Source organism: Nonomuraea sp. NPDC050786 (genome assembly GCF_040654115.1).
Classification (GTDB): Bacteria; Actinomycetota; Actinomycetes; order Streptosporangiales; family Streptosporangiaceae; genus Nonomuraea.
The window spans coordinates 23,965-45,744 of record NZ_JBFAHJ010000003.1 but is presented as its reverse complement, the minus strand read 5'-3'; the positions used below and the strand labels follow the sequence as shown (position 1 = coordinate 45,744).

General features: G+C 71.7%; 23 protein-coding genes. 14 read left to right on the top strand and 9 right to left on the bottom strand.

The window, feature by feature from the left end:
- Positions 1-8: 8 nt before the first annotated feature.
- From AB0H84_RS07780 to AB0H84_RS07770, 3 genes are read left to right on the top strand one after another with little or no spacing between them, the layout of a single operon-like run.
- Positions 9-1,016, top strand: a complete 1,008-nt coding sequence (locus AB0H84_RS07780) for a leucine-rich repeat domain-containing protein (RefSeq protein WP_357599822.1) — start codon at positions 9-11, stop codon at positions 1,014-1,016.
- Positions 1,017-1,048: 32 nt separating this feature from the next.
- A complete protein-coding gene (locus AB0H84_RS07775; protein WP_357599819.1) occupies positions 1,049-1,471 on the top strand; it encodes a hypothetical protein in 423 nt (140 codons plus the stop codon).
- 50 nt (positions 1,472-1,521) lie between these two features.
- Positions 1,522-1,941, top strand: a complete 420-nt coding sequence (locus AB0H84_RS07770) for a hypothetical protein (protein WP_357599816.1) — start codon at positions 1,522-1,524, stop codon at positions 1,939-1,941.
- A 51-nt stretch (positions 1,942-1,992) separates the two neighbouring features.
- Here the strand turns inward: AB0H84_RS07770 and cydB are convergent, their stop codons facing one another.
- From cydB to AB0H84_RS07755, 3 genes are all read right to left on the bottom strand, one after another.
- On the bottom strand, positions 1,993-2,910 hold the full coding sequence (cydB, locus tag AB0H84_RS07765) for a cytochrome d ubiquinol oxidase subunit II (RefSeq protein WP_357599813.1): 918 nt from the start codon (positions 2,908-2,910) through the stop codon (positions 1,993-1,995).
- A 24-nt stretch (positions 2,911-2,934) separates the two neighbouring features.
- On the bottom strand, positions 2,935-4,278 hold the full coding sequence (locus tag AB0H84_RS07760; protein ID WP_357599810.1) for a cytochrome ubiquinol oxidase subunit I: 1,344 nt from the start codon (positions 4,276-4,278) through the stop codon (positions 2,935-2,937).
- Positions 4,279-4,497: 219 nt separating this feature from the next.
- Positions 4,498-5,169 (bottom strand): polysaccharide deacetylase family protein, encoded by a 672-nt coding sequence (locus AB0H84_RS07755; RefSeq protein WP_357599807.1) that lies wholly within the window; start codon positions 5,167-5,169, stop codon positions 4,498-4,500.
- A 325-nt stretch (positions 5,170-5,494) separates the two neighbouring features.
- Between AB0H84_RS07755 and AB0H84_RS07750 the strand changes: the two genes are divergently transcribed.
- The 4 genes from AB0H84_RS07750 (at position 5,495) to AB0H84_RS07735 (ending at position 8,382) form a co-directional block, all read left to right on the top strand.
- Complete coding sequence (locus AB0H84_RS07750) at positions 5,495-6,247, top strand: carbon monoxide dehydrogenase subunit G (RefSeq protein WP_357599804.1); 753 nt, start codon at positions 5,495-5,497, stop codon at positions 6,245-6,247.
- 113 nt (positions 6,248-6,360) lie between these two features.
- Entirely contained in the window at positions 6,361-7,257 is an 897-nt protein-coding gene (locus tag AB0H84_RS07745; RefSeq protein WP_357599802.1) for a hypothetical protein, read from the top strand.
- Positions 7,258-7,292: 35 nt separating this feature from the next.
- The gene (locus AB0H84_RS07740; RefSeq protein ID WP_357599800.1) at positions 7,293-7,964 is read left to right on the top strand and encodes a DsbA family oxidoreductase; all 672 of its coding nucleotides are present in this window, start codon (positions 7,293-7,295) and stop codon (positions 7,962-7,964) included.
- A 10-nt stretch (positions 7,965-7,974) separates the two neighbouring features.
- Positions 7,975-8,382 carry a MarR family transcriptional regulator gene (locus AB0H84_RS07735; protein WP_357599797.1) on the top strand — a complete coding sequence of 136 codons (408 nt, stop codon included), beginning with the start codon at positions 7,975-7,977 and terminating at the stop codon, positions 8,380-8,382.
- 156 nt (positions 8,383-8,538) lie between these two features.
- Here AB0H84_RS07735 and AB0H84_RS07730 read toward each other — a convergent pair whose 3' ends face one another.
- Entirely contained in the window at positions 8,539-9,150 is a 612-nt protein-coding gene (locus tag AB0H84_RS07730) for a thymidine kinase (RefSeq protein ID WP_357599795.1), read from the bottom strand.
- Positions 9,151-9,302: 152 nt separating this feature from the next.
- Between AB0H84_RS07730 and AB0H84_RS07725 the strand changes: the two genes are divergently transcribed.
- Genes AB0H84_RS07725 through AB0H84_RS07715 form a run of 3 tightly spaced genes read left to right on the top strand, consistent with a single transcriptional unit; the run spans position 9,303 to position 13,250 of the window.
- The gene (locus AB0H84_RS07725; protein ID WP_357599793.1) at positions 9,303-11,303 is read left to right on the top strand and encodes a hydantoinase/oxoprolinase family protein; all 2,001 of its coding nucleotides are present in this window, start codon (positions 9,303-9,305) and stop codon (positions 11,301-11,303) included.
- The gene (locus tag AB0H84_RS07720; RefSeq protein WP_357599791.1) at positions 11,296-13,104 is read left to right on the top strand and encodes a hydantoinase B/oxoprolinase family protein; all 1,809 of its coding nucleotides are present in this window, start codon (positions 11,296-11,298) and stop codon (positions 13,102-13,104) included. The genes AB0H84_RS07725 and AB0H84_RS07720 overlap by 8 nt, the downstream gene beginning before the upstream one ends.
- 14 nt (positions 13,105-13,118) lie before the next feature.
- A complete protein-coding gene (locus tag AB0H84_RS07715; RefSeq protein WP_357599788.1) occupies positions 13,119-13,250 on the top strand; it encodes a hypothetical protein in 132 nt (43 codons plus the stop codon).
- On the opposite strand, the gene AB0H84_RS07710 is transcribed toward AB0H84_RS07715, so the two are convergent.
- Positions 13,232-14,437 (bottom strand): hypothetical protein, encoded by a 1,206-nt coding sequence (locus AB0H84_RS07710; RefSeq protein ID WP_357599785.1) that lies wholly within the window; start codon positions 14,435-14,437, stop codon positions 13,232-13,234. The genes AB0H84_RS07715 and AB0H84_RS07710 overlap by 19 nt on opposite strands.
- A 75-nt stretch (positions 14,438-14,512) precedes the next feature.
- Between AB0H84_RS07710 and AB0H84_RS07705 the strand changes: the two genes are divergently transcribed.
- The gene (locus AB0H84_RS07705) at positions 14,513-14,878 is read left to right on the top strand and encodes a DegT/DnrJ/EryC1/StrS family aminotransferase (RefSeq protein ID WP_357599782.1); all 366 of its coding nucleotides are present in this window, start codon (positions 14,513-14,515) and stop codon (positions 14,876-14,878) included.
- Between the two features lie 119 nt (positions 14,879-14,997).
- Here AB0H84_RS07705 and AB0H84_RS07700 read toward each other — a convergent pair whose 3' ends face one another.
- Entirely contained in the window at positions 14,998-15,867 is an 870-nt protein-coding gene (locus AB0H84_RS07700) for an NAD(P)-dependent oxidoreductase (RefSeq protein ID WP_357599780.1), read from the bottom strand.
- 450 nt (positions 15,868-16,317) lie between these two features.
- Here AB0H84_RS07700 and AB0H84_RS07695 point away from each other — a divergent pair, with 450 nt between their 5' ends.
- The gene (locus AB0H84_RS07695; RefSeq protein WP_357599778.1) at positions 16,318-16,977 is read left to right on the top strand and encodes a histidine phosphatase family protein; all 660 of its coding nucleotides are present in this window, start codon (positions 16,318-16,320) and stop codon (positions 16,975-16,977) included.
- Here the strand turns inward: AB0H84_RS07695 and AB0H84_RS07690 are convergent.
- Positions 16,974-17,507, bottom strand: a complete 534-nt coding sequence (locus AB0H84_RS07690) for a hypothetical protein (protein WP_357599775.1) — start codon at positions 17,505-17,507, stop codon at positions 16,974-16,976. The genes AB0H84_RS07695 and AB0H84_RS07690 overlap by 4 nt on opposite strands.
- Before the next feature lie 77 nt (positions 17,508-17,584).
- Between AB0H84_RS07690 and AB0H84_RS07685 the strand changes: the two genes are divergently transcribed.
- Entirely contained in the window at positions 17,585-17,713 is a 129-nt protein-coding gene (locus AB0H84_RS07685; RefSeq protein ID WP_357599773.1) for a hypothetical protein, read from the top strand.
- A 74-nt stretch (positions 17,714-17,787) separates the two neighbouring features.
- Positions 17,788-19,299: a carboxyl transferase domain-containing protein gene (locus AB0H84_RS07680; RefSeq protein WP_357599770.1), complete on the top strand. Its 1,512-nt coding sequence runs from the start codon at positions 17,788-17,790 to the stop codon at positions 19,297-19,299.
- Here the strand turns inward: AB0H84_RS07680 and AB0H84_RS07675 are convergent.
- Together AB0H84_RS07675 and AB0H84_RS07670 are read right to left on the bottom strand one after the other, a co-directional pair.
- Positions 19,272-21,254, bottom strand: coding sequence for a hypothetical protein (locus tag AB0H84_RS07675; RefSeq protein WP_357599767.1), 1,983 nt, complete (start codon positions 21,252-21,254; stop codon positions 19,272-19,274). The genes AB0H84_RS07680 and AB0H84_RS07675 overlap by 28 nt on opposite strands.
- Entirely contained in the window at positions 21,251-21,748 is a 498-nt protein-coding gene (locus tag AB0H84_RS07670; protein WP_357599764.1) for a sigma-70 family RNA polymerase sigma factor, read from the bottom strand. The genes AB0H84_RS07675 and AB0H84_RS07670 overlap by 4 nt, the downstream gene beginning before the upstream one ends.
- Between the last annotated feature and the right edge of the window lie 32 nt (positions 21,749-21,780).

The window sequence follows — 21,780 nt, the reverse complement described above, 5'->3', positions numbered from 1 at the left end:
CTGACGCTATGCGCGCTCCCGACGCCGGTCTGACCGCCTTTCCCGCCGTCCCCGACGACGTCCGGCTGATCGACCTGGCCTGGAACGACCTCTCCGAGGTCCCCGACCGGGTCGCCGGGCTGGGCGCGCTGGAGGAGCTCAGGCTCGACGGCAACCGCCTGCGCTCGCTGCCCGACCTCTCCGGGCTGACCGCGCTGCGCGCGCTGCACCTCGACGGCAACGAGCTGACGTCGTTCCCGCGCTGCCCGCCGTACCTGGAGGTCCTCTTCCTGTACGGCAACCGCGTCGGCGCGATCCCCGACCGGCTGAGCCCCCGCCTGCGGCACCTCGCGGTCGGCGGCAACGGGCTGACCGGCGTGCCGGCACCCCTGTGGCAGCTGACCGCGCTGGAGTCGCTCAACCTGGCCGAGAACGCGCTCACCGAGGTCCCGGCGGCGATCGGCGGGCTGACCCGGCTGCGCATGCTCGACCTGGGACACAACCGGCTCGCCTCCGTCCCGCCCGAGATCGGGGAGCTGGACCTCACCGACTACCTGTACCTCAGCGACAACCTGCTCACCGAGGTGCCGGAGGCGATCGGGCGGCTGGGGCGGCTCGCGTACCTGAACCTCACCGACAACCAGCTGACCCGGCTGCCCGAGTCCATCGGGCGGATGGCCTCACTGGTGGAGCTGCGGCTGTACGGCAACCGGCTGGAGTCGCTGCCCGAGTCCATCGGCGGGCTGCGGCGGCTGCGCGAGCTGCACGCGCAGGGCAACCGGCTGACCCGGCTGCCCGCGTCGATCGCCGAGCTGGGCGAGCTGCGCGTGCTGGACCTGCGGAACAACCGGCTGCGCGAGCTGCCGGACGCGCTGCCGCCCGGTCTCAGGCACCTCGACCTGCGGAACAACCGGCTGCGTGAGCTGCCTGCGACGCTGCCCCCGCTGGAGAAGCTGGACCTGCGCTGGAACAAGCTGGACGGCGAGCCCGAGGTGCTGCGCCGGCTCCGCGATCAGGGTTGCGTCATCCTGCGCTGAACCGGGGCGATTTTCGGTGCGTACCTCCGCACATGACGACATTTCCACGTCTGGCCGCTTTCGCGCTGCTGGCCGGGCTGGTCGCCGGCTGCTCCTCAGGGGGCTGGGGCGACTACGCCGCAGCAGGCGACAGCCAGAAGGCCGCCGCCCCCCTGACCGTGGAGCAGCTGTCCGCCAAGGTCGGCTGCAAGCCGAAGATGCAGGTTCAGGCCGCCGACTTGCGTACCGGCTACTGCAAGACCAAGGTCGGGCAGTTCTTCGTCAACACGTTCGCGAGTGAGAAGCTCAAGGACGAGTGGATGGACCGCGCCCCCGAGTACAACCCGCACCTGGTCGGCCCCCGCTGGACGGTGCTGGGGCCGCTCGAGGTGCTGGAGCAGCTGAAGGAGCCGCTCAGCGGCGACCTGCACCTGATGGACCACAGGGTCTCCCAGACGCCGGCGCCACCGAAGTAACCATCCGGTATGGGATGAACCGGGGGTCGGGGGCCTGCGTACCTCCGCACATGACGACACTTCCACGTCTGGCCGCTTTCGCGCTGCTGGCCGGACTCGTCGCCGGCTGCTCCTCCGGGAGCGGAGGCGGCTACGTCGCAGCAGCCGGACAGCAGGGCGCCGCCGCCCCCCTCACCGTCGAGCAGCTCGCCGCCAAGGTCGGCTGCAAGCCGAAGATGCAGGTCGATGCGGCGGAGATCCGTACCGGCTTCTGCAAGACCCCCGACGGAGAGTTCTTCGTCACGACGTTCAAGAGCCAGGCGGGCAAGGACGCCTGGATGGACGCCGCCCCCGAGTACAACCCGCACCTGGTCGGCAAGCTCTGGACGGTGCTGTCCAGCCGCAAGGTGCTCGACCTGCTCAAGGAGCGGCTCGGCGGCGACCTCCACCTGACCGATCACCGGACGAAGAAGATGCAGACCATCGGCTAGTGAGCCGGTCCGTCCTCCAGGGTCGCGCGGCCCGAGCGCGGCACCCACTGACTAACGGGAACGGGCCACCTGGACGACTTCTCTGGGTGGCGTCGCTTCCGGGCGGACGCGCTTCCTGAACACCCAGTACGTCCACCCTTGGTACACCAGCACGAACGGCAGCGCGATCAGTCCGATCCAGCTCAGCATCGTCAGCGTGTACGGGCCCGAGGCCGCCTCGGTCAGCGTCAGGCCGGGGAGCGGCTGCAGGCGGAGCTCCATGAAGACCGCAAGGACGGTCAGGACGACGGCGCCCGCCGTGGCCGCGAAGGCCCAGCCCTCGCGGCGGCGCCAGATGAGCGCCGTGGCCGCGGCCAGGAACGCCATGGCGGCCAGCGCCGGCATCGAACCCAGGCTCGACAGCGCCGCCACGGCCACCGGGATGGTCACCCCGCTTGCGATCAGGGCGGCGACGCGGGCACGGCGGCGTACCGGGCCCGTGGTCCTGAGCGCCAGGAAGACGGCGCCGTGCAGGGCGCACACCGCCAGCGTGAACGCGCCCCCGAGCAGGGCGGCGGGCAGGCCGTCGTAGAGCAGGTCGGCGAAGATCGCGCCCCACAGGAACGCCGGGAGCGCGCTGCCGACCACGATGCCGAGGTCGCACCAGCGCGGGTCGGTCACCTTGCCCCGCCACTCCAGGCCGACGCCGCGCACGATCAGCCCCACCAGGATGAGCGTCATCGGCAGGTAGAACGCGCTGAACACGCCCGCGTACCAGGCGGGGAAGGCGGCGAACATGGCGCCGACGGCGGTGATCAGCCACACCTCGTTGCCGTCCCACACCGGGCCGATGGTCTGCAGGCTCTGCCGCCGCTCCGCGGCGCTCCGGCTCACGATCGGCGTCAGCATGCCGACGCCGAAGTCGAAGCCCTCCAGCACGAAGTAGCCCGTCCAGAGGAAGGCGATGATGACGAACCACAACTCGATCATTGTCGTACTCCTCAGTACGTCAGCTCAGTACATCAGCGACGGCTCGAGCCGCTCGGCCGCCGGCGCGGGCTCCCGCTCCTCGACGCCCTTGCGGACATGCCTGGTCAGCAGCACGACTTCGGCCACCGCGAGCGCGCCGTACAGGAGCGTGAAGATCGCCAGCGAGGTGGCCACCTCGGCCAGGCTCACGCCGGGCGACACGCTGGAGGCGGTGAGCAGCTCGCCCGCGACCGTCCACGGCTGGCGGCCGATCTCGCTCAGCAGCCACCCGGAGATCACCGCGACCAGCGGCAGCGGCAGGGCCAGCAGCATCGCCCGCGACAGCCACCTCGGGAACTCGCGCCTGCGCCGGGTGAGCCAGAGGCCGAGCACCGACAGGCCCACCGTGGCCATCCCGAAGCCCATCATCACCCGGAACGACCAGAACACGACTGGCTGGTTGGGCCGGTAGTCGGCCGGGCCGAACTGCTGCTCGAAGCGGCGCTGCAGGTCCTCGGTGCCCTGGACGGTGGCGTCGGGGTCGTGGTCGGACAGGAGGCTCAGCAGGCCGGGGATCTCGACGCCGGGCACCACGGAGAACGCCGCGCCCGCCGTGTCACGCTCCAGGCCCTCGGCGGAGGCCAGCTTCATGGGCTGCTGCTCGTACATCAGCCTGGCGGACATGTCGCCGGTGCCCGCGACGACGGCCCCCGCGATCGCCGTCATCACCAGCGCGGCCCTGGCGGCGCTGCGCCACATCGGGGCGCGCGTCCTGAGCAGCCAGTAGCCGCTCACGGCCAGCACGAACCCGCCCGCCACGACGAATGCCGCCCCGATCACGTGGGGCACCTGCGCCAGTGCCGTGGAGTTGGTGAGCACGGCCCACAGGTCGGTCATCCTGGCCTTGCCGTCCACGACCTCGTAGCCGACGGGGTGCTTCATCCAGGCGTTGGCCGCGAGGATGAAATAGGCCGACAAGTTGGATCCGATGGCGGCCGCCCAGATGCAGGCCAGATGCACCTTCTTCGGCAACCGCTCCCAGCCGAAGATCCACAGCCCCAGGAACGTGGACTCCATGAAGAAGGCCAGCAACGCCTCCATGGCCAGCGGCGCCCCGAAGACGTCGCCGACGAACGTGGAGTATTCGCTCCAGTTCATCCCGAACTGGAACTCCTGCACGATGCCGGTGACCACGCCCATGGCGAAGTTGATCAGGAACAGCTTCCCGAAGAACTTCGTGAGCTTCAGGTACTGCTCCTTGCCCGTGCGGTGCCAGGCCGTCTGCAGGCCCGCCACGAAGATCCCAAGACCGATGGTCAGGGGCACGAACAGAAAGTGGTACACGGTGGTCACCCCGAACTGCCACCGCGCCAGGTCAAGTGCGTCCATCATCCCCGTCCACTGCGAGCTCTACAAGCTGTAGTACATCTACTTGAAGTAGTACTACAACTCGTAGAGCAATGGGACGGCGATGTGATGCGAGCTTGGTCACATCGCCGTTCCCTGGTTGTCGCTGCTGGTTGTCGCTGCGTACCGAGGATCCCGTGCCGGGCCGGTCCGGCGCGTCAGCCGACGGGTTGATTCATCCGTACGTCCCCGGGTGGACCCTCAACGGCGGGGGAGCGTGGCGTCCAGGTACGCCTGGAGGTTGCCCAGCTCGTACCCGCGGCGCTTGATCTTGTCGACCAGGATGCGGAAGTCCCTGGCCAGGTTGGGGCGGAAGTGGAGGAGCAGGATGTCGCCCGGCCGCAGCCTCTTGTCGGGCACCTGGTAGGCGATCTTGCCCCCGGGCTGGACGGTGGCGGTCCAGAGCAGGACGGCCTGGATGCCGCAGCTCTTGGCGGCCCTGAGCGTGTCGGTGTTGTAGTTGCCGAACGGCGGCCTGAACAGCGTGGGACTGTCGCCCAGCTCCCTCCTGATGACCCGGGTGGCGCCGCAGATCTCGCGGCGCTGGGCGTCGTGGGCGAGCAGGCGGAGGTTGGGGTGGGTGAGGGTGTGGTTCTCGATGGGGACGTGGGCGTCGCGGAGCTGCCGGAAATATCCCCATTTCCCGGCGCCTACGTATTTTCCGGGGCCGCCTGCCGGGTCCGGGGTGCCCTTGGCCTCCACGGCGTCGCGCATGGCGAAGGCGGTGATGGGGACGTGCCGGTCGCGTACCTCCTTGACGAAGCCCGGGTCCTGCTCCCAGCCGTCGTCGATGGTCAGGAAGACGACCTTGCGCTTGGTGGGGATGGAGCTGATCACGGGCGGGAGGTCGCCGGTGTGCTCGACCGGGCGCACCTCACCCTTGCGCGGGCGCGCGCCTGGCGGGGCCTGGGGGACGGCGGTGCGTAATTCCGACGGCTTCGCGGACGGGCCCGCGGATGATGTCTCGGAAGGGGCGGTCCCGGCGGTCCCGGCGGGGCTGCACGCGGTGGCCAGGGCCAGCGCGCACGCGACGCCGGCCGGCCGGACGGCTCCCCTCGTGGAGCGTTCTCTGGCCGGTGATGTAGGTAGCCCCGTGCGCATGGGGCACCATCCTGCCAGGCTTGATCCCTTAAGACGCGCCGTTCCTCTGTCAGGTGTTGCCCTTATCCGTGACGTCACTGCTGCTTAGAGTGGCCGCATGAAGGTGGCGGGTAGTGCCGTGATCGGCGTGCAGAGAGACCGGGTGTGGGCGGCGCTCCAGGATCCCGCGGTGCTGGTGCGCACCATTCCGGGGTGCGAGCGCCTGGAGGAGACGGGGCCTGACACGTACCGGATGACGGTCAACGCGGGGGTGGCGTCCATCAAGGGCGTCTACCAGGGGGAGGTGGCGCTGGCCGATCCGCTGGCGCCCGAGAGCTTCACACTCAAGGCGCGGGGGCAGGGCGCGCCGGGGACGGTGGACGCCACCGTGCTGGTACGGCTGAGCGAGGTCGAGGACGGGACCCGGGTGGACTACGACGCCGACGCGGTGATCGGCGGGATGATCGGCGGGGTCGGGCAGCGCATGCTCGGGTCGGTGGCCAGGAGGACGGCGGGGGAGTTCTTCTCGGCGGTCGAGGATCACCTGCGTGCGGCGGCTACCTGCGTGGGCGCGGGTGCGGGTCCGGGTGCGGGCGTCCCGGCTGGGGTGGCGGAGGCTGGCGCGCCGGTTGCCGCCCAGGCGGACGTGGCGGAGGTTGGTGCGCCGGTGGCGCCCCAGGCGGATATGGCGGATCGAGCGGGTGCGGTGAGCCGGGCGGGAGGTGTGGTTTACGAGCGGCCCGCCAAGCGGCACACGGAGACGCGGCCGTGGGTGATGCTGGCGTCGTTCGGGATGGGGGCGGGCATCGCGCTCACGGGGGTCGCGGTGGGCTGGCTGCTCGGACGCGCCTCTCGACGCGCGCGCCCCTGACCCGCAGGCCGTCCGCTGTGCGGCAGGTGGCACGGTCACGTGCGTGTGCCGTTGCAACGGGGTCGGGGCCGGGAGCTCTCGCGGAAAAGGATCTCCAGGCGTAGCGTGGCTGTATGCGGCAGGAACACGCGGAAGACGCACGGACCGAAGCCAGGCGAATCGTACGCAACCTGCTGGGCGACGAGCGCCCCACAGCCGAGACCCTGATCGCGGACGTGCGCCCGGTGCTCGGGGAGGAGCGGACCGCTCGCGGTCTCGAGCTGGCCCTGGGCGCCTCGCTCACCCGGCGGTCGGCCGAGCTGGCCGCCATCGCGGCGCTGCTCGTCGGCACCCGCGAGCTGGGTGAGGAGTGGTGGAGCCGGCCGAGGGGCGGCAAGTTGCCTGCCCCGGACGAGGTGGTGCGCACGGCGGTCGCGATCGAGCCGTGGACCGATCTGACCGCGCTCGAGATGCTGGCCGCCTGGATCTCCGACGACGCCGCCGACCAGATGTGGGGCCGGCCGGTCGCCGAGGTCGACCTCAACTCGTGGCAGGCCGAGGACCGGTTCGAGCTGCCGGCGGGCGTGAAGCCGGGGCAGCGGCTGGTCGTCCACTTCGACGCCGGCGGGCGGCTCGACGCGGTCGTCACCCGGCGGCCCGACGACGAGCTGGGGTCCAACCTCGACTTCCACTCCCTGCGCTACTCCCGGCCCGCCGAGGCCCAGTGGAGCTGGGGAGTGGCGGCCGGGCTCGGGCCGCACCGGCTGCCCGGCGAGGACCCCGACCCGTACACCCGGGAGGTGCCCGCCGCCGCCGTGGGAGTCCTGCGTGCCTGGGCGTTGCGGCACGGCGCCACCCGCGAGCAGCTCGGCGAGCGGTGGGAGACGGTCGGCGACGTGGTGGCCGCCATCGAGCGCGTGGACTGGATGTGGCGCAGCGGGGAGTGGTTCGGGTGGTGGCGCGGCGCGTCGGCGCTGGTGGACGACTCGGCCTACCTTCCGTACCGGCTGGAGGAGCTGGCCGCGGGATAGGAATCAGCGGAGCCGCCAAGCGGTTGCGCATAGGCGTGAAGGTTGAGATTTTCTCCGACGTCGTGTGCCCTTGGTGCTACATCGGGCACGCCAGGTTCCTCAAGGCCGCCGAACAGTTCCGCGCCAAGGGCGGCACGATCGATGTGACGATGCGCCCGTACGAGCTCAATCCCGACGCCTCCGTGGAGGGTGAGCCGCTGATCCCCGCGCTGGAGCGGAAGTTCGGGCCGAACGCGCGCCAGATGGTCGAGCGGGTCACCGAGGTCGCCGCCGGCGAGGGGCTGGAGATGGACCAGGACCGCGCCGTCAGCGCCAGCACGTTCGAGGCGCACCGGCTGATCGAGGTCGCCCAGCGGCAGGGGCGCGGCAAGGAGATGACCGAGCGGCTGTTCCGCGCGTACTTCAGCGAAGGGCTGAACGTGGCCGACGCGGACGTCCTGGCCAAGCTCGCGGCCGAGGTCGGGGTCGAGGACCGCGGCGAGGGCGCCGAGCAGGTGCGCGAGCAGCTCGGCCGAGCGCGGGCGCTCGGGATCAGCGGGGTGCCGCTCTTCCTGTTCGAGGGCAAGTACGCGGTGTCGGGCGCCCAGCCTGAGGAGACCTTCGCGGCGGCGATCGACGAGGTGGCGGAGCGCACCGGCCAGACGCCGATCACCCAGCTGGCGGCCCCGGCCGACAGCTGCGACGACGACGGGTACTGCGCCGTGTGAGAATCGTGACGTGTCGCGATCTCGCCGCCTCGGTTACCTGCTCAAGCACGCCAACCTGCGCCTGGGGGAGCTGACGGGCCCGGCGCTGGAGCCGTACGGGATCGACGGGCGCGAGCTCGCGGTGCTGTCGGTGCTCCGCACGCCGGAGCCGCTCTCCCAGCTGGAGGCCGCGCAGCGGCTGGGCATCGACAGGACGACGATGGTCGCGCTGCTGGACGGGCTGGAGCGGAAGAAGCTGGTCGGGCGCCGGCCGCATCCGGGTGACCGGCGCAAGAACATGGTCGAGCTGACCGAGCAGGGGCGCGAGGTCCTCGAGGGGGCCACGCGCGCCGTGGAGGCGGCCGAGGAGGTGTTCCTCGCCGCCCTGCCGGGCGAGGACGCGCGGCTGTTCAGGCAGCTGCTGGAGCGTCTCGTCTAGGCTGCAGGGATCTTCTGGGCCGCCTCGGCTAAGCCTCTGGGATCTGTTGGGCCATCTCGGCTAAGCCTCTGGGATCTGATGTGCCGCCTCGGCTAAGCCTCTGGGATCTGTTGGGCCATCTCGGCTAAGCCTCTGGGATCTGATGTGCCGCCTCGGCTAAGCCTCAGGGATCTGTTGGGCCGCCTGGTCCGTGCCCTCGCCGAGCAGGCCGGAGCGGTGGTGGCGGCGGCAGAGCACCTGGTAACGCACGTGCGAGGCGTCGGTGTCGCCGATCACGACCTGCTCGCCCGTGCGTGCCATCACCCCGCCCACCACCCTGGCGTTGAGCTGCCCGGGACGCCCGCACCAGCACAGCACCTCGACCTGCAGCCGGCACACCTCGTCCGCCAGCTCGAACAGCCGCTGCGCCGCCGGGAACATCACCGACCTGAAGTCCGAGGCCAGCCCGAACGCGTAGACGTCCACGCCGTGCTCGTCCACCAGGTCGGCGAGCTGCTCGATCTGCTGGACGGTGTAGAAGCAGGCCTCGTCGCAGATGAGATAATCGATGCGGTCGCGGGAGGTGACCAGCCGCACGAGGTCGAGCGAGTCCTCCACCTCGATCGCCTCGAGACCGAGCCCGATCCGGCTGGTGACCTTCGGGCCGCCGGAGCGGTCGTGCTTGGTCAGCACGAGGCCGCGCCTGCCCTGACGTCCGTGGTTGTAGTTCATCTGGAGCGCCAGCGTGGACTTTCCGCAGTCCATGGGGCCGAAATAAAACTTGAGCACGGCATCCCTGGCGCCAGAGGGCACGGCAGACAACGCAGACAGTTCGGTCACGGGGGGCCAGCTTAGTGGCTTGGCTTGTTCCATGACCTCGTGGGACATTTCTCCTCTGGAGTTCGCAGGAGGAACAGTGGTCACCGGCCAACCGAGGAGCCATGCGTAACGTCCGTATCGGAGTCGACACCGGGGGAACGTTCACCGACGTGGTGGCGGTGGACGAGGAGACCGGCGAGATCCTCAGCACCAAGACCCCTTCGACGCCCGCCAACCCGGCGGACGGGTTCGTCGCGGGCATCGCGAAGCTCGGCGCGCTCGACATCGGCTCGATCGTGCACGGCACCACTGTGGCGACGAACCAGCTCCTCGAAGACCGGATCTCCAACCTCGGGTTCATCACGACCGAGGGGTTCGAGTTCGTCCTGGAGATCGCCAGGCAGAGCGTTCCCGACGGCTACGGCAACTCCTACTTCTGGGTCAAACCGCCCCGCATCGTCCCCGTGCACCTGGTCAAGACCGTCGGCGGGCGGCTCGACCACCGGGGCGAGGAGGTGTGGCCGTTCGCGGAGGAGCAGGCCGTCGAGGTGGCCCGCTGGTTCAGGGCCAGGGGCGTCACCGCGATCGGGGTCTGCTTCCTGCACTCCTACGCCAATCCCGAGCACGAGCGCCGCATGCGCGAGGTGCTCTGGCGCGAGCACCCGGAGGCGGTGATCTCGCTGTCGAGCGACGTGCTGCGCGAATACCGCGAGTACGAGCGCTCGGTCACCACCCTCGTGGACGCCGCCGTCAAGCCCGCCATGCGCGGCTACATCGCCAACCTGTCCAACCGCCTCGGCAAGCCGTTCTCGGTCATGAAGTCCAACGGCGGCATCCTGTCCGCCCGCGAGGTCGTCAACCAGCCGATCACCACCGTCCTGTCGGGCCCGGCGGCGGGTGCGCTCGGCGCAGCGCTCATCGCCTCCACGGCGGGGCACGATTCGGTGATCACGCTGGACGGCGGCGGCACCTCGACCGACGTGGCCGTGGTGATCGACGGCGAGCCCTCCGTCACCACCGAGGGCTCCGTCGGCCGCTATCCCTGCAAGATCCCGATGATCGACATCATCACCGTCGGCGCGGGCGGCGGCTCGATCGCGTGGATCTCGCCCGAGGGCACGCTCAAGGTCGGCCCCAGGTCCGCGGGCGCCGACCCGGGGCCCATCTGCTACGGCAGGGGCGGCACGGAGGTGACGGTCACGGACGCGCACGTGTTCCTCGGCCGGATCCCGCCCCACCTGCTCGGCGGCGAGATCCCGCTGGACGCCGACGCCGCGCGCGGGGCGATCGAGGCGCTGGCGGACAAGCTCGGCCTGACCCCCGAGCGCACGGCGACCGGCATCCTGGAGATCAGCGCGTTCAACCAGAGCAACGCGATCAGGCAGCTCACCGTCAGGCGCGGGCTCGACGTGCGGGACTTCCCCCTGGTGACGTTCGGCGGCTCCGGGCCGCTGCTGGCGTGCCGGCTGATCGACATCCTCGGCCTGCCGGCCGTCGTCATCCCGCGCGACCCCGGCAACGTCTCGGCGTTCGGGCTGCTCACCGTGGACGTCAAGAACGACTACGTCCGCACGTACGTCACCCGCGACCTCTCGCTCGGCAAGGCGGTCGAGATCTTCCACGACCTGGAGCACCAGGCGGGCGAGGCCCTCGACCGGGAGGGCTTCGACGACCCGGTCTACCTGCGCAGCGCCGACCTGCGGTATTACGGCCAGGCCTACGAGGTCAGCGTGCCGGCCCCGGCGGGCGAGATCGACGACGACTGGCAGGCCGAGGTGGTCGACCGCTTCCACGAGGCCCACGAGAAGCTGTACGGGTACGCGTACCGGGAGGATCCCCGCCACGGCGTCGAATGGGTGAACCTGCGCGTCTCCGGCATCGGCCCCATCACCCGCCCGACCATCCGGCGCCTGGAGCAGGCCGGCACGGGCGCCACCTCGGTACGTCCGGTGCATTTCGACGAGACCCGCGACACCCCGATCCACCAGCGCTCCGCGCTCGGCCCCGGCGCCGTGGTCAGGGGCCCGGCCGTGATCGAGGAGTACGGCTCGACGCTCCCCATCCACCCCGGCTTCACCGCCAAGGTGGACGAGTACGGAAATGTGGAGGTAAGGCGTGGCTGATCCCATCTTGGTGGAGATCGTCGAGGGCACGCTGGCGTCCGTCGAGAAAGAGGTGGAGACGGCCATCGCGCGTACCGCCCGCTCGCCGATGATCCGCGACGCGCACGACTTCCGCGCGGGCATCCACGACGTGCGCCTGCGCAAGCTCACCGGCCGCTCCTACAGCGCGCTCGTCCAGCCGGTCGTGCGCGACTTCCCGATCGAGACGATGCGGCGCGGCGACGTCTACTTCCACAACGACGTCTACCTCTCCGAGGGCGGCATCGGCCACCTGCCGGACCTGTGCGTGACCGTGCCCGTCTTCCACGGGGGCTCCGTGGTCGCGTTCGTGCAGGCGTTCGGCCACCACGACGACATCGGCGGGTCCGTGCCGGGCTCCATGCCCTCGCACGCCAGGTCGGTGTTCGAGGAGGGCCTGATGGTGCCGCCGATCAAGCTGTGGGACCAGGGCGTGCCGAACGAGGCGGCGCTGCGCATCATGACGCGCAACTCCCGCATGCCCGACTCGCTCGCGGGCGACCTCGACGCCGAGTGCTCGGCCTGCCTGATGGGGGCGCGGCGGCTGGGCGAGCTGTTCGACCGGTACGGCAGGCAGGCCGTCGAGGAGTGCTTCGACGCGATCATCTCCAGCACCACCGAGACGTTCCGCAGGGAGCTGCTGGCCAAGATCCCCGAGGGCACGTACGTGTGGGAGGACTACGCCGAGCACGACGGCGTGGACGAGCCCCGCCTGCACGCCCAGCGCATCACCCTCACGGTCGACCACGCGGCGGAATCCCCGCTCACCATCGACTTCACCGGCACGTCGCCGCAGGCCAAGGGGCCGATCAACCACGCGGGCGACTACGCCGACGGCGTCTTCCTGAAGAAGTGGCTGGCCCCGGTGCTGCGCAACCTGGCCGACACGCCGGAGCGCATGGCCGAGCTGGACGTCAACGAGGGCGTCGTGCCCCTCATCAAGATGATCTTCCCGGAGAAGGGCACCCTGCTCACCCCGGTCTTCCCGGCCCCCACGAACGCCCGCACGTTCGTCATCCTGCGCCTGCTCGGCGTGCTCGCCGGCGTGCTGGCCAAGGCCACGGGCGGGCGCATGCCGGCCGACCAGGAGACCATCCGCTACACCGGCGTGTACGGCACGGACGCGGGCGACCAGCCGTACCTGATGCGCGAGGTCCTGGGCGGCGGCTCCGGCGGGCGCTGGTACGCCGACGGCGAGGACACCATCCACGTCGTGCCCGACTCGCGCAACATCCCGGTGGAGTTCGCCGAGGCGCGCTGGCCGTTCCGGGTGGAGCGGCTGGCGCTGGCCTGTGACTCCGGCGGGCCGGGGATGTTCAGGGGCGGGCTCGGCTACGACAAGCACATCAGGATGCTGAGGGACGCCTCGTACATGTCCATCGCCGACCGCTCGATCCTGTCGTGCTGGGGCGTCAACGGCGGCCTCGCGGGGCGGCCCTTCCGGGTGGAGATCGCGGGCAAGGAGATGGAGGGCCTGGTCGACGACCATCCGGTGCAGGCCGGTGAGCTGATCCGGATCCGTACGACCGGAGGCGGAGGCTGGGGCTCCCCCTACGACCGGGACCCCCGGGCGGTGGCGGCCGATGTGCGGGACGGCAAGGTGTCGATCGCGGGCGCGCTGGGCGACTACGGCGTGGTCCTCGACGGGGACCGCATCGACGAGCAGGCCACCGCCGAGCTCCGCGCCCGCCTGCGCCCGCCGGCCGACCGCTTCTTCGACCGGGGGCCGGGGTACGCGAAGCTCTCGGGCGGACGGGCGTTCGCCGAGGTGGACGAGCTGTAGAAGGAGTCCGGACCGTGCGTATCGTCCTCGCTGGGCTGGCCACCAGCCATCCGTACACCGACGCCCGCACCCTGACCCGCCACGCCGAGCTGGTGGTGTGGGAGCCGGACCCCAGTGGGCCGGAGGGTCAGAGGGTGAGGCGGTAGAGGGTCAGGGGGCGGCCGCTGGAGCCGCTGGTGAGGTAGCCCGTGCGTTCGGCCAGGCCCGCCAGCTCCAGCCGGTGGAGCATGCGCCGGGCCGTGCGCTGCTGGACGCCCAGGCGGTCGGCGATCTCGCGGGTCGTCAGCGGCTCCTCCCCGGCCGCCGCCCGCGCCTCCAGGAGCTTCTCCAGGGTGGACACCGACAGGCCGACGCGCCGGGCGATGACCGAGAGGTTCTGCGCGCCGGCCGGGGCCGAGGTGACCGACTCCAGGACGATGTCCGTGTCCGCCCGCAGCGACAGCACCGCGGCCACCTCGCCGATCCGGCGGGCCCTGGCCAGGGCGCGGCGGGCCAGGCTCTCGGCCTCCGCCGCGCTGCGCCCCAGGCCGAAACCGACCCGTACCGCGTCGTTCTGGGCGGCGAGCCGTCCCAGCATCGGCAGTCCCGTGAAGCCGCCCGTGGCGTCGTGGAGCGGGCCGCGGGTGGTCACCAGCAGGTGCGTGCCGCCGCGGACCGCGGCCAGGGTGCCGCCGAGCGCCGTGGCCTCGCGCAGCAGGCCCTCCTCGTTGGCCACCTCGATCAGCCCGAGCGCGATCTGGGCGTCCTCCTGCGCCTGCCCCTCGGCGGTCAGCATGAGCTGGCGCAGCGCCACCCGTACCGAATGGACCGACGGGACCAGGCGCAGCACGTGCAGCTCGTCGCGGAGGGCCTCGTGCACGGAGCTCAGGCAGGTGATCACCGCGTGCGCGGGGCCCTTGCGGTGGAAGGCGACGGCCTTCTTGGAGGTCATCTCCGGCCGGTACGGGAGCGTGCGCAGCTCGGCGGTGGGCAGTCCGGCCTCGGCGAACGTGGCGTTGACGTCGGCGGCCGACAGCGTGTCGATCGACAGCCGGGTGACGTCCTGGCCCTCGTGCTGCAGGCGTACCAGGGCGCTGAGCAGCGTCGCGCCGGAGTAGTCGACGAACGCGGCCGGACGGGTGAGCGCCTCGGCGTCGCGGGAGAGCATGTAGGGCACTATGCCGGTGAACAGCCACCCCTCGACGGCGGAGGCGTGCGCCTCGACGATCGCGGGCGCCTGCGACTCGTGGTCGTAGTCGAGGCGCAGCGTGCTGACGCCGGGCTGCTCCTCGCAGACGGCAGCGACGTCGTCGACCAGGTCATGCGGTCCGACGACCCCGATGACGATTCCCACCCACGCCTCCCTCTCGCTCATTTCGGTCGGGACCGAAACTGTGATGTGTGAGGTGCCCCCGCGGAGTTCCCGTCCATGGCAGAGGCGGACGGCCGCACGCTCGGCGACGAAGAGGTGGCCGCCGCCGAGTGGGTGATCCGCTCCGGCATGCTCAATTCCGTCAGGGAGACCGAGGCGCGGGCGCTGGAGCGCGAGATCGCCCGCGTGTACGGCACCCGCCACGCGGTCGCCTGCAGCTCCGGCACCACGGCCCTCCATCTGTCGGTCGTCGCGGCGGCGCCGGACCCAGCGGACGAGATCATCACGACACCGATCACGGACTTCGGGACCGTGGCCCCATCTTGGCGCAGAACGCCGTTCCTGTCTTCGCGGACGTGGATGCGTCCGATCCGGCGGAGTAGGCGGGCGTCGCGGCCGAGCTGGGGGCGTACCCCGGCGTGACGGGGCGCAAGACCGCTCTGCTGTCGGACTCGCTGCCGCCGAGGGCCGCGTGCCCGGCTCCCACGCCTTCGACCCGTACGGCCCGCCCCTGCCGGAGGAGGAGCGGGCCGGGGTGGTCGCTAGTTCTCGGTGAAGCTGGCGTAGTAGTTGGCGGCCATGTCCTCGTCGCCGTGGCCCTGCGCCTCGGCGCGGCGCATCCGCTCGCCCGCCGCCCGGATCACGTCGAGCCGGACGCCGGCCGACTCGCCCGCCTGGGCGATCAGGCGGGTGTCCTTCTTCGCGTTGCTGACGGTGAAGCTGGGCTCGAACTCGCCCTCCAGGATGGCCTTGGACTTCGTCTGGAAGTACACGTTGTCCATCGGCCCGCCGGTCACGACCTGGCGCACCAGGTCGGGGTCCAGGCCGAGCCCCGTGGCCAGCGCCAGCGCCTCGGCGACGGCGGCCGTCATCGAGATGCCGTAGCTGACCGCGGCCATCTTGAGCTTGGTCGCGGCGCCGTCAGCGCCGTCGTCGCCGAGCCAGAGCGTACGCTGGCCGAGCACGTCGAAGAGCGGATCGAGTGCCTGCCTGGCGTCCTGCGGCCCGGCGGCCAGGATGACCAGTTTGCCCTGTTCGGCCGGCTGTCTGGTGCCCTGGACGGGAGCGTCCACGAACGTCAGCCCGTGCTCAGCGGCCAGCGCGGCCAGCGGCCCGATCGCTTCCAGGCCCACCGTGCTCATCTGCGCCCACACCTGCCCCTCCCGCAGGCCGGGAGCAGCGGCGGTCATCGCGGCGCGTACGGCGTCGCCGTCGAGCAGCATCGTGATCACCACGTCGGCGCCCTCGACCGCCTCGGCGGGCGAGCCCGCCACGGTCGCGCCGTCGGCCGCCAACGGCCGGGCCTTTTCCTCCGAGCGGTTCCATACCCTGACGTTGTTACCGGATCTGGCCAGGTTGCGGGCCATGGGCGCACCCATGAGCCCGGCGCCCAGCACTGCGACTTCAGCCATGCGATCAACCCTACGACGCTCCGGCCGGGCCGCTCGTGACCGGGGGCGCGTCAACGACCGGCGATGGCCGATCGGACGGCCCCGCGGCCGCGCGTGCCTGGAGGATCACCGTCAGCTGTACGACGCGGCTCTGGAGCACCGCCGTGCCGCGTACGCGCGAGCCGAAATCTCCGAAATCTGTATCCGGTACGCCGACCAGTCAGCAGAGCTGTAGAAGATCCGGGCTGCCGGCCCTGGCGTGCAGGGCCGCCGTCACCGCCGAGGGGCCCGCGCCGAGCCCTGCCCGGCCGCCGAGGAGGCCGCCAGGACCGTCGTGTGGGTCCGGCGGGCGATGCTGATGGCCGCCCCGGAGGCCGCCGCGGACGTCGCCGAGGCTCTCGCGAAGGTGCTCTCCGCCTGGTTCTCCCCGCGGGAGGGTGCCGAGTCGCAGGACCGTGACAAGATGGCGGAATGGCCCCGGAGCGTATCATCGCGGTGCGACACGGACAGAGTTCGGCGAACCTCGCCCACCAGCAGGCCGGTGACCGGCCGCTGTTCTACGAGCCGGGCGACCACGAGGTCACGCTGACGGAGCTGGGCAGGCGGCAGGCCGCGGCGCTCGGGCGGTTACTGGCGGGCATGCCCGCGGCCGAGAGCCCCGAGGTGGTGTGGTGCTCGCCGTACCTGCGGGCGCTCGACACGTGGCGGGTGGCCCTGGAGGCGTGGGGCGCCGGGCCGCTCCCGGTGACCGTGGACGAGCGGCTCAGGGACCAGGAGGCGGGGGCGTTCGCGCACTACAACCTGGCGGCGATCAGGGAGAGGTTCCCCGAGGAGCTGGCGCGGCGGGAGGCCGAGGGGCCCTACGCCTTCCGGCCGCCGGGCGGCGAGTCCCTGGCCGATGTCGTGGCCAGGCTCCGCGAGCTCCTCGCCGACCTGCGCGAGCACGCGGCGGGGCGGCGAGTGCTGATCGTCGCCCACGACTCGGTGGTGCTGGGGCTGCGCCACGTCATCGCGGGCGGCACCGACGCGGAGCTGGCCGCCGTGCTGGACCACGCGCCGGTGCTGAACGGCTCCGTGTCCGTCTGGGACCGCTCCGGGCTCGTCCGCTTCAACGACGTCGCGCACCTCTAGGCGGTGGAGACGACCACGTCGGCCCGCTCCCGGGTCCGGTCATCGGCGAACCACTCCTCCTCCGCCGCGAACCACTCCCGCCACCGCGGCTCCAGCCCGGCCCCGTCCCGCTCCATGACCCGGGCGAACCGCAGCTCCCGAGGAGCCTCCAGCCAGACGGTGAACGCCAGCGAACGGGCGATGGAGGCGCGGGCCGTGCCGACGCCCTCGATGACCAGAGCCGGCGCGACCGGGACGGGAACGTGCTCGGCGTATTCGCCAAGCACCCAGTCGTACCTGCGAAAACCTCCCGGCAGGCCGTCCCGCAGCGGGTCGAGCACCTGCGACTCCAGCGCGTGGAACCAGCCGCCGGGGCCCTCCTCCCACGGCACCGGGAAGTCGTCGCTGTGGATCACCTGGCAGCCCAGCGCCGCCCCCAGCCGGAGGGCGAACGTCGTCTTGCCCGCCCCCGCCGGCCCGTCCACCGCCACCAGCCGCACGGGGCCGCACGAAGGGCGCCGGCTCATGATGCGCTCGGCCAGGTGATTCACCGGACCCAGGGTAGGCCATCGGGTACCCGCAACTGAGAGAATGTTCTTTCGCCCCGAACGCGAGCGGGAGGTTGACTGTGCTCGGACCCCTCGGCGACATCGTCGTGCCCGGCCTGTCCGGGCCGCACGCCGCGCCCCCCGCGCCCCCCGCGCTCGGCCAGGACGGCGACGCGGTGCTCGCCCGGCTGGAAGAGCGCGAACGATGATCCGCATTCGGCGGCACCGGACGGCGCTTTCATGCGTCAACATTGCAACGTTGGCTGACATCTAGGGAGCGATAGTGAGCCGTCCGGACGCGCGCACACTGATCGAAACGATCCTCGACCGGGGGTCGTGGAAATCGTGGGACGCGCCGCCCGCCGACCCGGCGCAACCCGGCTCCTCCTATGCCGACGAGCTGGCCGCGGCCCGCGCCAAGTCCGGCTACGACGAGGCGGTCATCACCGGCGAAGGGCTGCTCGGCGGCCGCAGGGTGGCCATCGCGGCCTGCGAGTTCTCGTTCATGGCGGGCTCGATCGGGGTGGCGGCGGCCGAGCGGCTCACGGCGGCGATCGAGCGGGCCACCCGCGAGCGGCTGCCGCTGCTGGCCGCGCCTGCGTCGGGCGGCACCCGCATGCAGGAGGGCGCGCTCGCGTTCGTCCAGATGGTGAAGATCGCCGCCGCGATCCAGGCGCACCGGGCCGAGGGCCTGCCCTACCTGGTCTACCTGCGGCATCCGACGACGGGCGGGGTGTTCGCGTCGTGGGGCTCGCTCGGGCACGTCACGCTGGCCGAGCCGGGCGCGCTGATCGGGTTCCTGGGGCCGCGGGTGTTCGAGTCGCTGCACGGCTACCCGTTCCCGGAGGGCGTGCAGGTCGCCGAGAACCTGCACCGCAAGGGGCTGCTCGACGCGGTGGTGCCGGCCGAGGAGGCGCGGCAGATCGCGATCAAGGCGCTCGGCGTGCTCGCCGACGACAGGTCGGGCGTCGTGGCCGGGAACCCTCCGGAGGAGGATCTGCGGCCCGTCGAGGCATGGGAGGCGATCACCCGCTCCCGCCGCGACGACCGGCCCGGCGTGCGCGCGCTGCTCAAGCTCGCCGCCACCGACGTGACCCCGCTCAGCGGCAGCGGGGAGGGCGAGAACGAGCCGGGGCTGCTGCTGGCGCTGGCCAGGTTCGGCACGGTGCCGGCGGTGGTGCTCGGCCAGGACCGGCGGGTCCAGCGGGCCAACTCGCCGCTCGGCCCGGCCGGGCTCAGGGTGGCCAGGCGCGGCATGCGGCTGGCGGCCGAGCTGGGCCTGCCGCTCATCACGGTGATCGACACGGCCGGCGCCGACCTGTCGAAGGCGGCCGAGGAGGGCGGGCTGGCCGCCGAGATCGCCCGCTGCCTGGCGGAGCTGGTCATGCTCGACGCGCCCACCGTGTGCCTGCTGCTCGGTGAGGGCGCCGGCGGCGCGGCCCTGGCGCTGCTGCCCGCCGACCGGGTGCTCTGCGCGCAGCACGCCTGGCTGTCGCCGCTGCCGCCGGAGGGCGCCTCGGCCATCCTCTACCGCTCGGTGGACTTCGCGCCCGAAATCGCCCAGGCCCAGCGCATCCGCGCCACCGACCTGCGGCAGGACGGCATCGTGGACCGGGTCGTCCCGGAGCTGCCCGATGCCGCCTACGAGCCGAGGCAGTTCTGCGAGCGGGTGGGGCGGGCGCTGGAGTACGAGACCGCGCGGCTGCTGGAGGCGGGCCCGGCGGACCGTTTCGCGGCCCGCCAGGTCCGCTTCCGCAACCTCGGCGCTCAGAAGGGGGACGGCCCCGGCCGGTAGGTCCACACCACGCGGCCGCCGGCGTCGTACCCGGTGAACCGCATGCCCGGCCAGGTGATCCCAGGCCTGCCCGCCTTCTCGGGGACGGCCCCGCTGAACAGCATCACGCCCTGCCCCCACGGGTCCGGGACGGTCTCGGCGGTGGCGGTGCCGCCGCCCTTCAGCGTGACGGTGACCTTGGCCGTGCCGGGGAGCGTGAAGCCGTACCAGTCGGTCTTCTCCTGGCCCCACTGCAGCGGCCGCTCCGGCGCGAGCATGGAGCTCAGCTTCCCGCCGGGGATGGGCTCGTACGCGCCGGGCAGCTCCTTGGCCCCCTTCCAGAACCGGACGCAGTTGTCCATGACGAGCGCGGCGGTGATGCCCCTGGTCAGGGGGTGGCCGCGCCCTTGCGGAGCCTTGGCCTCCCAGCAGTCGTGCGAGGTGAGGTAGACGCTTTCCAGCTGCCTGCCCTTGACCTTGACGACGTGGGCGGCGACGTCGGTGCCGTACGGGTACTTGACGTACCAGACCCGGGCGGGGGCGCCGGGGGCGGACACGAAGCCGCCGTGAATGCGCCGCCCGTCCCTGAGCACCGCGTCGACCGACTCCCAGTCGGGCGGGGCCGTGCCGTAGGAGACGGTCGCCCCCGGTTCGGGCCGGAAACTGTCCACGGAACTGTGGCTGAAGCTGTTCGGGTCGTTGAAGGAGGCGCTGCCGCAGCCGCCGCCCCTGCGCCCGTCGTAGTTGACCCCGCCGGAGTGGCAGAGCATGAACTGTCCGGCCGGCTCGCCCTTCGACCTGACGAACCAGAAGCGGACAGGGCCGTAGCCGAAGTCCTCCGTGCCGGGAAGGACGATCGTGCCGCCGACCTTATCCCCGTAATTCGGCTCATCGGCTCGCGGTGTCCCTTCCGTGCGCCAGATCTCCTTCCCCGCCGCGTCGTAAGCGACCAGGGTGTAAGCCGTGTCCGCGCTCTTTCGCGTGCTGATGGTGAACAGCCTGAGGCCGAGGTTCCACGGGTCGGGTCTGGTGTCCACGGTGACCTCGCTCTGCCCGGAGACCACCATCCGCAGCTTGGCGACGTCCTTTCTCGCGACGCCCGCGAACAGGTCGTCCGTGCCGGAATAGGTCACCGGCCCGTTCTGGAACAGATACTTGGGCTCCAAGCTCGTCCTGGAGATGGTCTCTCCCTGGCGCAGCCAGACCAGCTGCCGGCCGGTCTTGGTCTTGTAGGGCGCGACGGTGATGCCGCCTTCCAGCTCGACGGCCTTGCCTTCCTGCTGATCGGCGTCGAGCCGCCCGTGGGTCAGGGCCGAGCGCGGCATCTCGTAGTCCGCGCGGCCCGGCTTGCTGAACACCACCTTGGAGACGGGGTCCTGGGCGGCGTACGTGACCGTCCAGATCTGGAACGGCGCACCCTCAGGGCGCAGCAGCGTGGCCGGGATCTTCGCGCCGCTCTTGGTCACCGCGCCGACGGCCGTGACGTCCTGGCGGGCCACGCCGTAGTCCATGGCCCTGGCCGCGCCGTCCTTCGCCGTGCTGCCCTCGAACCAGCCTCCCCGCGAGATGCTCGCGCTCAGCATCCCGCCGCAGGACCCGTACGGATTCGCGTCCGCACGTTCGGTGATGTAGCACAGCTCGGGCTGGCCCATGCCGCCCTTGGCGAACCAGAGCCGCAGCGGCCTGCCCTCGGCCGGGTCGTCCACCGTCACCTGCTCGCCGGCGGGCGTCCTGTCGCGCATGAGCTGCCGGTAGACCTCGTCGGGATCGGTCGCGGTGTTCCTGCCCAGGCCCCCGTTGAGCAGGACGGGAACGAACGCGGCCAGCAGCGCCGCCGGCAGCGCGGCCAGCAGCCACCGTGCCCGGGGACGGCGCGGGGTGCGCTCCATGACGCGGGCCCAGGCGTGCGGACTGGCCTCGAAGGTCCGGGCGCGGGCGTCGAGCGCGGATCGCAGGTGCTCTTCCAGGTCGTTCACGCGTCCTCCTCCTTCAGCGCCCTGCCCAGGGCCGCCAGCCCTCTGCTCGCGTGGGTCTTCACCGAGCCGGGCGACACGCCCATGGCCTCGGCGATCTCGCGTTCCGACAGGTCCAGCCAGTAACGCAGGACGAGGGCCTCCCGCTGGCGGCGCGGCAGGCGGTCCACGGCGGCCAGCAGTTCGCGGTGCTCCTCGGAGAGGATGACCGCGTGTTCGCTGCTGCGGGCCGGTTCGGGCGGGTCGGGGCGGCGCAGTCGTACGAGCCTGAGATGCCGCAGGCGGTTACGGGTGAGGTTGCAGACGGTCGCGCGCAGGTAGGACAGGGCGGCCCCGTCGTCGCGCAGGCGCCTGGTGTGCAGCCGGGCGAACGCCTCCTGGGCGATGTCCTCGGGGTCGTCCGCGCCGAGCAGCCCGGCCAGGCGTACCAGGGACTGGTACTGGGCCGCGAACAGGTCGGCGAACGACGGCTGCGCCATGGTCGCTGTTTCGGTCACGCCATAGAGACACCCGGAACGGCGGCCGGTTG